The 12,059-nt window shown below is 49.5% G+C and carries 8 protein-coding genes; 4 read left to right on the top strand and 4 right to left on the bottom strand.

What is annotated here, in order from left to right; genetic code table 11:
* Positions 1-57: 57 nt before the first annotated feature.
* Positions 58-1,029, top strand: a complete 972-nt coding sequence (locus BMW93_RS32880) for a phytanoyl-CoA dioxygenase family protein (RefSeq protein ID WP_090386686.1) — start codon at positions 58-60, stop codon at positions 1,027-1,029.
* 87 nt (positions 1,030-1,116) lie between these two features.
* Here BMW93_RS32880 and BMW93_RS32875 read toward each other — a convergent pair whose 3' ends face one another.
* Both BMW93_RS32875 and BMW93_RS32870 read right to left on the bottom strand, forming a co-directional pair.
* Positions 1,117-2,664 carry a RagB/SusD family nutrient uptake outer membrane protein gene (locus BMW93_RS32875; RefSeq protein WP_090386684.1) on the bottom strand — a complete coding sequence of 516 codons (1,548 nt, stop codon included), beginning with the start codon at positions 2,662-2,664 and terminating at the stop codon, positions 1,117-1,119.
* A gap of 21 nt (positions 2,665-2,685) precedes the next feature.
* Positions 2,686-5,724 (bottom strand): SusC/RagA family TonB-linked outer membrane protein, encoded by a 3,039-nt coding sequence (locus BMW93_RS32870; protein WP_090386682.1) that lies wholly within the window; start codon positions 5,722-5,724, stop codon positions 2,686-2,688.
* Between the two features lie 893 nt (positions 5,725-6,617).
* Between BMW93_RS32870 and BMW93_RS32865 the strand changes: the two genes are divergently transcribed.
* Together BMW93_RS32865 and BMW93_RS32860 are read left to right on the top strand one after the other, a co-directional pair.
* On the top strand, positions 6,618-8,774 hold the full coding sequence (locus tag BMW93_RS32865; RefSeq protein WP_177194268.1) for a T9SS type A sorting domain-containing protein: 2,157 nt from the start codon (positions 6,618-6,620) through the stop codon (positions 8,772-8,774).
* 92 nt (positions 8,775-8,866) lie between these two features.
* Complete coding sequence (locus BMW93_RS32860) at positions 8,867-9,244, top strand: RidA family protein (protein WP_090386678.1); 378 nt, start codon at positions 8,867-8,869, stop codon at positions 9,242-9,244.
* Between the two features lie 72 nt (positions 9,245-9,316).
* On the opposite strand, the gene BMW93_RS32855 is transcribed toward BMW93_RS32860, so the two are convergent.
* Positions 9,317-10,234, bottom strand: a complete 918-nt coding sequence (locus tag BMW93_RS32855; RefSeq protein ID WP_090386676.1) for an ETX/MTX2 family pore-forming toxin — start codon at positions 10,232-10,234, stop codon at positions 9,317-9,319.
* 138 nt (positions 10,235-10,372) lie between these two features.
* Positions 10,373-10,702 (bottom strand): hypothetical protein, encoded by a 330-nt coding sequence (locus BMW93_RS32850; RefSeq protein WP_090386672.1) that lies wholly within the window; start codon positions 10,700-10,702, stop codon positions 10,373-10,375.
* Between the two features lie 1,117 nt (positions 10,703-11,819).
* Between BMW93_RS32850 and BMW93_RS32840 the strand changes: the two genes are divergently transcribed.
* Complete coding sequence (locus tag BMW93_RS32840) at positions 11,820-12,011, top strand: cold-shock protein (RefSeq protein ID WP_090386669.1); 192 nt, start codon at positions 11,820-11,822, stop codon at positions 12,009-12,011.
* Positions 12,012-12,059: the final 48 nt, after the last annotated feature.

The following is a 12,059-nucleotide window of genomic DNA, read 5'->3' as shown; positions in this document are numbered from 1 at the left end:
CCGTTTATTTGTTAATTGAGTCACCTTTACCGATAACAAGTAACTCCAAATACACTCATGATCACCGCAAATCTTCCGTGGATAGAATCGCCTTTTTTCGAAGAAATTCTTAAAACCAAAAAATTAACAGAACAGCAGCGGGCTTATGTCCTTGACTATCAAAAAAATGGATTCGTGGTAATTCCGGGCCTGTTGCCATTGTCATTGGTAGATCAAACGCGGGAGGATGCCGAGCAAAAGGCTTTTAACCCCGATTACCCGATCAAAACGCAAAGGGATGACCGGCGTATCCAGGATTTCTGGCAGGTGTCCGAAGCGTCGCGGCAGCTTGCATGCTACCCTGCGTTGCTCGAAATCCTGGAAATTTTTTATGGACGCGAAGCGATCCCGTTCCAAACCTTGAATTTCAGGTACGGATCGCAGCAGCGGGCGCATTCCGACACAATCCATTTCAGCTCGCTGCCCGCCAAATTCATGTGCGGGGTTTGGGTGGCACTGGAAGATATTACCGAGGAAAACGGGCCGGTATTCTACTATCCGGGCTCGCAAAAATTGCCGGAGTATGATTTTTCTCATATCCGCCCCGACTCCGTTACGCCTTCCTACAATGATTACGTACAGTACGAGGATTTCATCGAAAAAATCGTAGACACCCACCATTTCGAAAAGAAGAAATTTCTGGCCAAAAAGGGCGATTTGCTGATCTGGTCTTCCAATATCATTCACGGGGGCTCGCCCGTCACCCGCGAGGGCGCAACGCGTTGGTCGCAGGTGACGCATTACTTTTTCAAGGATTGCTACTATTACACGCCGATGCTTTCCAATATGGTTACGAAACAGCTGTACCTGCGCGGCGAACTGGTCAATATGAAAACCGGCGAAAAGGTAGACCAAACCTATAACGGCGACCATATCAGTGCCCTGAGATCCGACAAGAATGTTTATACTTTATTGACCAAAAAGATACGGCTGGGCTCGCTGGCCTTGCGGATTTTGAAAAGAAAAGCCTATCTGGGGCAAAAAGCCTGACCCCCTTAGAACAAAACAAGGCCCCGCAAATACTTGATTTACGGGGCCTTGTTCATGTATTATCAGGTCTTAAACTTTTCAGGTGAATCAATAACCCGGATTCTGTTTAAGGTTGTTGTTGACGGCAATCTGCGGGCTCGGGATAGCGTAAACGAGCGTTTTCGGGTCCGGATCGGCGGGCTTGATCTGCCCGGCCAGCAGGAATTTACCAAAGCGGATCAGGTCTTGTCTTCTCCAACCTTCCCAATACAATTCCCTGCCGCGTTCGTCAAGCAGGTTGTCAAGCGTGAGCGTGGTCAGGTTTGCTGCGCCGCGGTTGGTGCGGATCGAGTTGACAATCGTCAGCGCGTCTGCTGCTGCGCCCGGGGTGCCGCCACGCAGAATCGCTTCGGCTTTCATGAGCAGCACGTCGGAATACCGGTATACTACCCAGTCGTTGTTCCGCTGCCCTTTGGAAGCATAGTCGAACGGGTATTTGAGCACGCGAATGCCCGCAGTTTCCAGCGTCGCGCCGCTTGTACGGATGGTAATGTCCCTGGTAAAAACCAGCGGTTGGGTCGCAGGATTCCGCGCATTCAACGGTTTGTTGGTCACCCAGCTGGTTTGCTGGCCTTCCAGGAAGCCTACGTTTTGGATCTTGTAGTTTTTGGTACGGTTGGAGGTGGTGTCAGCCGGGTAGTTGTAATAAATACCCTTTCTTTCGTCTCCTGCGGCAAACTTGTCGTAGAAGTTGGAAAGCGTAGCCCAGCCGTTCCAGCCTCCCGGCGTCATGTTGTAGTGCGACACCGTCCAATAGGCTCTGTCCACTCCCCCGCCGCGTACACCTTCCTCATTATAAAGTGTGAAGATGTTTTCGGTGGATTTCACATTATTATCCGGGGCAAAATTGTCAAAATACCTACCCGGTGCGGAAATCGTGTAGCCGGTGATCTCGTTGGCCAATGCAACTACCTTGCTCATATCCGCCGCGTCGAATTTGGGGTTTTGTCTGTCTGCAAACGTACCCTTGTTCAGGTACACTTTCATCAGCAATGCCCTTGCGGCGTTTTTGTTGGCCACATATGCAGCACCCGATGCAGGCAGGTCCTTCATGACCGTATTCATTTCGGAGATGATAAAATCCATCGCTTCCTGTGCGTTAAGCGTTTTAGGAAGCTCACGGAAATCTTCGAGGCTCTCGCGATAGGGTACCACGCCCCACAAATCCACGACATCGAACATCGCCAATGCACGGATAAAACGGGCCTCCGCAGCTTGCTGTGGAGAAGGCGCGTAACGCAACACATTGGATGCCTGATAAATAGCAGTAAGCAATCCGCCGAATGTATTACTCATGTACGAGTTGTCGGCGTTCCAGGTGTGCAGGTGAATGGCACGGTGGGTACCATTGTCGTCCCAGTCGCCGCCGCGTGTAGGCGCTACGGCCGCGTCGGTCGAAAGCTCCTGCAAACACCAGCGGTTATCTTGCTGGTAAGGACCGTTCAATGAGGAATAGGCGCTGATCAGGAGCTCCGCGGGATTGATATTACCCGTGGTCCCCTTTTCCAAGGCACTGCCCAGTTTCTCGTCCAGGTCGGTGCAGGAAAGAAGCATGGAGCAGCTTAAAATGGCCGCACAATATGATTTAAGTTTCATAGATTCTTTGTTTTTGATGAATTACAACGAGAAGTTTACGCCCAACAGGAATGTTCTTGCCGATGGGTACGGAATGTACTCGATCCCCAGGGAAGGAATACCGCCATTGGAACCGTCGGTGTTCACCTCCGGATCGAAACCTTTGTAGCCGGTCAGAACAAACAGGTTCTGGCCTGTCAGCGAAATGTTCAGGTTTTTGAATGCCTTACCGATATTGCCGACGCGGTAGCTGAGCGTCACGTTAGACATTTTCATGTAATCCCCTTTTTCAAGATAGCGGGTCGAAGGCGCTGCCGAATTGGAAGTAGCTTCCTTGATATCCTTGTTGAAAAAGTCCTTCGCGATGTTTTTGGTAGACAGGTTATTGATACCCAGCACCGTTGCGAATGTGTTGTTGAACAGATAATGTCCGAATGCACCGTTCATGTTCACAACCGCCGAGAACTTCTTGTAAGTCACGTCCGTCGAGAAGCCCAGGAGGTATTTGGGGTTCGGGCTATGCACATAGAACTTGTTCTGCGCAGGGTCCACAGAAGTGCTCACCTGACCGTCCGCGCCTTCGTACATGCTCGTTCCGGTAGCAGGGTCGAGGCCTGCGTATTTGGCGAGGTACCAAACGTTAAGCGGCTGTCCGCTTACCATTCTTTGTCCCAAAACGCCCGAGAAGCCTTGTCCTCTCAATGCGGCGGTTTCGTAGAATCCAGGCAGTCCTGAAACGCTGTTTTTCAGGTACGTAGCATTGGCAGACACGTTCCAGGTCCAGTCTTTGGTTTCCAGTACGGTACCGGTCAATGCCAGCTCCACGCCTTTGTTTACTACCTCACCATCCAGGTTCACCCAGATTTTTCCGCTTGGTGCAGGTTGCGCCAGCGTTCTTTCAAACAAGCCGTCGGTCGTCTTTTTACTGAATACATCGATCGAACCTACGATCCGCGACTGGAACAAGCCGAAATCGATACCTCCGTTGAATGTTTCGGACGTCTCCCATTTGAGGTCGGGGTTACCGAAGTTAGCCTGGCTGATGCTCTGGGTACCAAACACATACCGGTCGCGCGAGGCGCCAGAGTCAAACTCACGGTTACCGGTTTTACCCCAGCCCAGACGTAGTTTCAGACTGTTCACCGCATTGTTGCCTTTCAGGAATGGTTCATTTGAAACGTTCCATGCCAATGCCACCGCAGGGAAATTGGCGTATTTGTTATTCTCCCCGAATTTGGTAGAACCGTCTCTGCGGACTGTACCGGTGAACAGGTATTTGTCGAGGTAATTCAGACCCACACGCACAAAAACCGATTGCAACTGGTTTGTAGGCGATTTGTAAGAGCTAATGCCGCGGTTGCTCGCTACCGAATAGTTCAGGTAGTCATAGAAATCGAGGCCGACGTCGGTAAACCCGCTGCCGCTCAGGGAGTTCCAGCTATTGGCATAATCCAGGAACTCATAACCCGCTACTGCGTTCAGGTTCAACGACTTGCTGATCTCCTTGTTATAGCTCAGCGTCTGGGTCAGCTGCTGGTTTGTTTCAGAATTGTTTCCAATGAAAGCAAAACCATTCCTGATTTGTGCCGGATCTACCATCCCCTGGATATACCGGCCTTTGCGGGTGCCCGTTTGGCGGGTAATGCTATATACAAGCTTATATTCGAGGTCGTCGGTAATCTTGTAGGAAGGCGCAATGCTCGCGACGGTGGTATTCACAACCGCAATGTCCTTGTAAGCGCGCAGCGAAGTCAGCGGGTTGATTGTCGTCGGGCTCACGTACGTAAGCGAGTCCCCGTCTACGCGCAACGGGCGTGTGGGGTTCCAGGTTAATGCCTGCGAAATCACGTTTCCTGTGAAGCCTACATTTACGTCAATCGGGGCCAGGTTTTCGTCGGTCTGCGTGAAAAGCACGTTAAAGTCCAGACCCAGCTTTTTGCTTTCAAGGAATTTGAAACTGCTGTTGATGCTCGCTGTATACTTTTTGAGCCTCGAAGTTTCGATGATACCCTTCTGGTCCATGTAGCCGGCAGAAACGCGGTATTTGCCATTGTCGGTACCGCCCGTGATCGCCATCGAGTAGTTCTGAACAGGGGCAACGCGGGTAATTTCGTCGAATGCATTCACATTTCCGCCAAAATCCGCGCCTTTCAGGTCGTTCGGCGCATAGAATTGAACCGCTTCGCGGAATTCATCCGCATTCAGCACTTCCGGCTTTCTCAACAGGCTCGAAACGCCGGTCGATGCATTGATGCTGACAGTCGGAGCTCCGGACGCGCCTCTTTTGGTCGTAATGATAACCACCCCGTTGGCACCGCGCGAACCGTAAATGGCTGTCGCCGAAGCATCTTTGAGGATATCCATGCTCGCAATATCGTTCGGGTTAAGGTACGCCAGCGGGTTACCGCCATCCGATCCGAAACCGCCGCTACCACCCGGACGCGCCGAGCTACCGGAAAGCGGAATACCGTCCAATACGAACAGCGGGTTGTTACCGGCCCGAATCGAGGAATTACCCCGTATACGCACGGTAGTGGCACCGCCAGGTTGCCCCGTATTGTTGATCACCATCACCCCCGGCGTACGGCCCTGGATCAGTTGATCGGGCGCCGTAATGACCCCCTTGTTAAAATCCTTGGATTGCAGCGAGACCACGGAGCCTGTCACATCCTTTTTCTTGACAGACCCGTAACCGATCACGACCACCTCTTCCAATGCTTTTACATCGTCGATCAGCACGACATCGATCGTCGATTCGCTGCCTACCACCACTTCTTTGGGCGAAAAACCGATGAAACTGAACGCCAGTGTGGATGCTGGTGCCGCGGCAAGTGAATAGGCTCCTTCCATATCGGTGGAAGTACCCTTGCTGGTCCCTTTGATGGTGATAGAAACGCCCGGCAGTGCATTGCCTTTGCTATCTGTCACTTTTCCTTTAACGGTGACATCCTGTGCATACACATGGCCCAGGAATAAAGTACAAATCATAATCAATGCGCTCAACCCTTTCATGCCAAAAGACGCGGGTCGTTGCGCATTTTTTTCGCCGGGGCGAAAAAGACGCAGAGATAAATTCATCATAGAAAAATTAGTTAGTGTTTGAAGAAAAAAATGAGAATCGGGCCATTAAATGGCGGTCAGGTGCAGACATACATGGGTTTTCTAGTTTTTGGTTTTAGTTAGGTATTGGGCAATATTCTACCTGTCCACGCTCCGGGCGGGGTTGTGAGTCGCGGACAAAAAGCAGGTCAGAAATGCAGAGTGGTCACTATATCATTTAAGCAAGCTACCACACTGTCTGTCTCGGGGGGTGTAGATTTTTATATCAATAGAAATAGGATTTTTTGAACAACTAATAAAATTTACCAATTAACCGGTGGTAAATTAATATAAATAGCTCCGATAATGCAATACAAAAACCCAAAAACAGTGTTTTTAGACGATATTTTTGACCTGGACGGATTTTATCGAACTATTGTACAATATTGACATTAGAGAAATCCAATAGTCGGCGAACGAAAGGCGAAGACCGCGAGCAGAACGAGCGGATATAAGGTGGTAAAGAAGGTGTCGACCACGAACACAGCAACTTTTAAATAGAATTCTACTGGTTGTCACAAAAAAAATTACAAGAACTAAAAATTAATTCTCGCTTAATTATGTGGGTTTATTGACAATCCGGGCTGTTTTTTAGCATTTTTCATCATAGAAAAACGAATTGTACCGTAGTATGAATTGTACAAAAGTGCAGAGTTAATGCTAATTTCAAGCCGATTTGGCGTAGTCGTCCAAATGGTAAACCTTACAAACATTTTTCTATGCAAAAATTGTTGCCCACTAAGCAGGCTGACAGAAGCAATTCTGTGCGATTCAAAAAGTTTTTTTTAACCGTCTTTATTCTCAACGTTGTTAGTTTTTGCTCCATTGCGTTTGCCCAGCAGCGCTATCTGGGGCTCAGTCTGGTGAACGAAGGCATGGAAGACAATTTAGAGCTCATCGAGCAGGCGCATGACGCAGGCTGCAACGCGGTTTTCCTGAGTATCCAGTGGGGTACCGTTGAAGGGTACATTTCGAGGGCAATGAAGCAGGAAAACGGGCAGGGCTACAATGTATGGCAGGTATACGACGACCAGATCGCCAAAGCGCACTCGCTGGGAATGAAAATCGGGATCAACATCGCGATAAGCACGGGCGACAATGCAACCCACAGCTATTCAGATCGTTACGGAATCAACACGGGCGACGGCTGGCTCAAAGAAGAACGCATCCTGAATGCCGGATATGACGGTACGGAAGCCGTGTTCCAGAAGTACGGGGGGAAATTCCATGGCGTGGACCTGCAATTCGTCATGACCTCCCTGGCCGCCCAATCCACGCGCGACCGGATTGTCAGCTTCACCAACAAGGTGTTGCAGCGCTACGGACATCTTCAGAATACCGGCGAACTGCTCTATGTAAACCTCATCTATACCCGTAACGGCGAAGGGGAATTTGAGGTCGGAACAGACAAATACCATTATGAGCAACCGACGAACCTTCGGGATAATAACAGCCTCTCGGATTATTCGCAGCCGATGGTGAACGCTTACCGGGCTTGGCTTTCGGCCAAGTACGACAAGATCCAGTCCCTGAATTTCGTGTGGGGAACAAACTACGGGTCTTTCAACCAGGTATCCCCGAAACGGCCGTCACTGACCACGTTCACCCAACCGGACGGTGCGGATTGGTACCTCTTCCGGACGCAGGTTTTGAAGGATATCAACAATATTTTCAAGAACACAGTGAAGGCGGCGGATAACCGTATCAAAGTCATTTCGCACCATGGCTCGGTGTACGATAAACTGTCGCTGGGAAGAAACACTTTTGCATTTAACGAAATCGCGTCTGAGCTGGACGGGATCAAGATCAACGACCATTACTATTACGATCACCGTTTCGCCATCGATCTCGTACGCAGCAACCTTCCCGGAAAACTGTACATCAACGAAGCCGCATACAGCCCGGATTTCGGCATTCCCAATTTTGTCGCCTACGCCACCGAGAGCTTCTCGCACGGCGCGCAGATGGTAAGTTGTATGTTTTTTGAGCAGTTATTAGCTGCGGGAGGCGCACCGGCCATTCAGGATCTGGCTGCTAACTGGCTCACCCAGCCCGTTACCAACCCAACTCCCACAAACCAGACCAGTTTCATGTTGTCGAATATCATCGATCAGAGAGGCTGTGTGACCGATCGCAACAACTACTCGGGAGATTGCGACGTTTATAAGACCTGGATGAACACCTACAATGCGGCCAGCAACAAGCCGGTCAACATTTTAATTACCAACGATTTAAGAAAGGAATGTCAGATGACGCTGACCGGTTCGACGAACATCAGCAACCCGCGGATAGGGACCAATATCAATCTGTCATCTTCCTGCCAGGGCGATTGTTCCGGGCTCAGCTACAACTGGGAGTTGAAAGGCAGCTCCATTGGTAACACGGCGAACCTCACCGACGTAAAAGCCCCGTTGGTTCCCGGAACATATATCTATTCGGTGACGGCCGGACATAATGGCTGTGCGAAGACCTTCGAGGTGTCAGTTACGGCCACGGATGTACTGCCGGTGACGCTCATCGGATTTAAAGCGGCTGCCAGGGAAAACGAGGTCTCACTCGACTGGTCCACTGCGGAAGAAAGCAATTCCAGCCATTTCGAAATACAACGCAGCGCCAACGGTACCGACTGGCGCGCGATCGGATCGGTGAAAGCCGCGACCACGAGCAAGGCAGTAATAGATTACAACGCCATCGACCCTACGCCCATCGTCGGAAGCGGTCTTTACCGTTTGAAAATGGTGGACCACGACAGCACATTTGCATACAGCAAAATAGCACGCGTGGTTTTCGACAGCCCCGGATTTGTCTCCTTCTACCCTAACCCCGCCGCCGACCGCCTGCAACTCAGCGAAGCAGCCCTACACAACGCCGTCTCCGTAGAACTGGTGGATCAAACGGGCAAATCGGTACTGGAAACTTCCAGGCCGTCGTCGACCATCAGCATAGGTCACCTGCGTACGGGCATGTATGTGTTGAAAATCACGGGACGGGACGGCATTATCACGAGCAGGCAGGTCGCGATCGGCAGGTAGTGCGGGCAAAGCGCCGCCATTGCGGGGCTATGTGCGAATTATTAAATTGCGCCATCGCACGAATTCGTGTTAAATCCATAACAATCTATTATATGAGTACAATCGAAAAGGCAGCTGCACCGGCAGTACCGATTTCAAAAGCATTGGTGTCCAACGGATTCTTGTTCATTTCGGGCCAAATCGGCTCTGCCGGCGGACAGCTGGTAAGTACCTCCTTCCAGGACGAAGTAAGGCAGGTGTTTACCAATATTGAGGCGATATTGAATGAACACAACCTGACTTTCAGCCACATCGTGAGCGTGACGGTATACCTGACGGATATGCGGTATTTCGACGAACTGAATGCCGTATACCAAAACTATTTCGTTGACCGCTTTCCCACCCGTACGTGTATTGCCGTGGCAGGTTTGCCCAAACAAGCGCGCGTTGAATTAACTACCACTGCCAGTCTGGAGCTAACAACGAGCTAGGGACACATTGAAAATAGCCGCACAGCAGATCTGCTGTGCGGCTATGGTTTTGAACTTCTGGCCCACAGCCTATTACTTCCCGATCACTTTTTCGCTAACAAGTTTACTATTCAGCGAAGCCAGCTCGCTGGCGGCAAAGAGGTGGTCGTTTTCAATGGCGGCTTTGCCAGTTGCGTTATAAGTATCCGTGATATCGTAGGTGTTCACGACGAAATTCGCGGTAATGGAGGAGGTCAGGCTGCCGCGCATGCGGATAAGGCCCTGGCCTGTAACCTGAGGATCGCGCAGGTACATATGAGATTCTCCGCCGGCAGACCCCGACCGGTTGATCCATTCGCACAATGTGCCCGCATCCAGTACCCAGGTGTTCTTCCCGTTTACATTGTTCGCGAAATTGGCGGTTGATGTGCCGGTAAGCGTCACGTCCGCATAGTAAGGTGCGTTCAGGTCGGTTTTGTCGCAGGTGAGTACCACCTGATACACCCGGCCCGTCGGCACTTCCACCGGAACCGTCTGGGAAAACTGCTTCGTTTCCGACGCCGCTTTGGAGACCGCGTCGCTCCAACTGTACGTGTAATCCGTGCTGATCTTGGTTGTGATGTCGACACCGCTCCCGAAGAATTTTGCCGAAGCCTTGATGTCCACGCCGATCCCGACTTTTAAGGCGTTCGATACGGTATGGGTTGTTGTCGTCGTTTCGGTGGTCGAATATGACAATGTGATCGACGATTTCGGAGTCAGTCCGTTACGGTTATCTATAATGGCCGTATCCGCAGCGAGTTTATGGGGCGTCAGAACGAGTTCGTTTGGCAGAAAAACCAGCGACGAGGCCAGCGCGTCGACCAGGCTACCATACAATCCGCCATTGTTGCCCGGACCGTTGGTAAACCATTGTCCGTTCGCAGGGTCCATCTCGGTATTGAGCTGTTCCTGAAAAGCATCGACGATAATGGCACCAATTCTTTGTTTATCTAAGAATTTCAGACTCATTGGATTTAATGATTTAGTGTTGAGGGACTAATTAAAATCAGAGTGCCTTTTTATGTAAAATTGCACAGCCCTTATAAACGTGCGATTTAAACCGGGCTGTGCAAGTCAATATCTTGCGTCTTAGAGGAATAAGGCTAATTAACTGATATCAGAAAGCCCCAGGTCGTTGTTCAACGTGGTGCCGCTGATATTGTAGTGAGCAACGGATACATTGCCCTTTTCGTAAAGAAATGCACGTTTTGCCTCGTTGTCGGTGCCCCAAACGACGAATACGTGCATGTAAACCATTGAGCCGTCCGGTACGCCCATTTCACCCGGATCATACGTTTTGGTGAAACCGAGCGTGATGTCGCCGCTTTGGCCGGTCAGTTTTTTTTCACCATTGTCGTCCAGATAGCTAAACTGAACGCGGGCTACGAAGCCGCCCGAATTTTTAAGGCTCATTTTACCGATTTTCTGTAAAGGCATGGGATGATTTGTTTGATTAATGTGATCGTTGAACTGAATTGAGGATGTTCCTGCACAGCAGACGCGTACTTTTCCCACGGCTCTGCGTACCGATTTTTGGAAAAAGCATGACTTAACGTGCCAGGCTATTTTACTTCCTGCACGACACTCGTGATTGGGGCAAACGGCAAACCGGTATACGCGAAAACTAACGAACGTACCACTATATACGATTTCCGTGTCCTGGATAATCCTGCGGAAAACGATTCAGTAATCCCCTACCGCTGGCGGGGTTACTTCACTGTAAAAACACACGTCGTTCCAATTGCCGTTGCAACTGACCTGTGTACTGATGTGCGTTGGAGATTGTAATGAACTGGCATAAAAGTAGTTCTAAATCTAAATTAAGTTATATAAACTATTTCTATATTTATTTAACGGTAAAACCACGTCCCTTTCCATTTTGAAGGCTTAGATCAGATTTCGGGTTGTACCAACGGACAATCAGTGAAAACTGTAACTTTTAGGCTTTCATGTGTAACATGTCTGCACACCTGCTTGTCGACATTTGCCATAAGTCGTATACCGCGGTCCGAGGCGCACGCGTTGAGGCCGGAATCGACTGAAATGCCATTTGTCAAATTTAAATCAATTATGAAAACTGGAAAATTAATGTCTGGGTGGGAAATGCTGACCTCGTTTTTTGTCGCAGTTGAAGCATTGTTCAGCCCTCAAAAAGCGGGATACAGGGTTCGGAGAATAGTGGAAAGAGGCCAAAAACTGACCGGTATGCAGGGAGGCATTGGAAGATGAAACAGCCAATTCTCGATAGCAAATACATTGATGGCCAGCAAGTATACGCTAAAATCAATCCGTCCAGGAAACTGATAATCCGCCGGTATTACGACAGGATATATTACTGTCGGGATGTGGATGGGTCGGAGAAGGAATATGCGTTCTTTGAAAGGGAGATCTCGGCGGCAGGAGTTAACTGAATATGGCTGGTGTTGTACCCCGGCAACAGAGGGGCCCCAGGCGTTGTTAGAACTAAAAATGAAATATTATTCTAAATATCTTTAATTTCCTTTTTATTGTCAAAATATTATTTTACATTTGACAAATATTTTAAAATAATGTTATGAATAAAGGAACAGTTAAGTTTTTTAATGAGACCAAAGGATTTGGTTTCATTGCTCCGGAAAATGGCGGAGATGATGTTTTTGTACACACGTCAGGTCTCAACGATGACATTCGCGAAAATGACAGTGTGTCTTATGAAGTTGAAGAAGGAAGAAAAGGCCTGAATGCAGTTAATGTAAACATTATCTGATCAACCATACATGCAAGCAGCAAGATCCTCCTCAACGGGAGGATTTTT

It is taken from the genome of Dyadobacter sp. SG02 (assembly GCF_900109045.1).
GTDB lineage: Bacteria > Bacteroidota > Bacteroidia > Cytophagales > Spirosomataceae > Dyadobacter.
The sequence above is the reverse complement of the archived record's forward strand: the minus strand, read 5'-3'. Positions and strand labels throughout refer to the sequence as shown.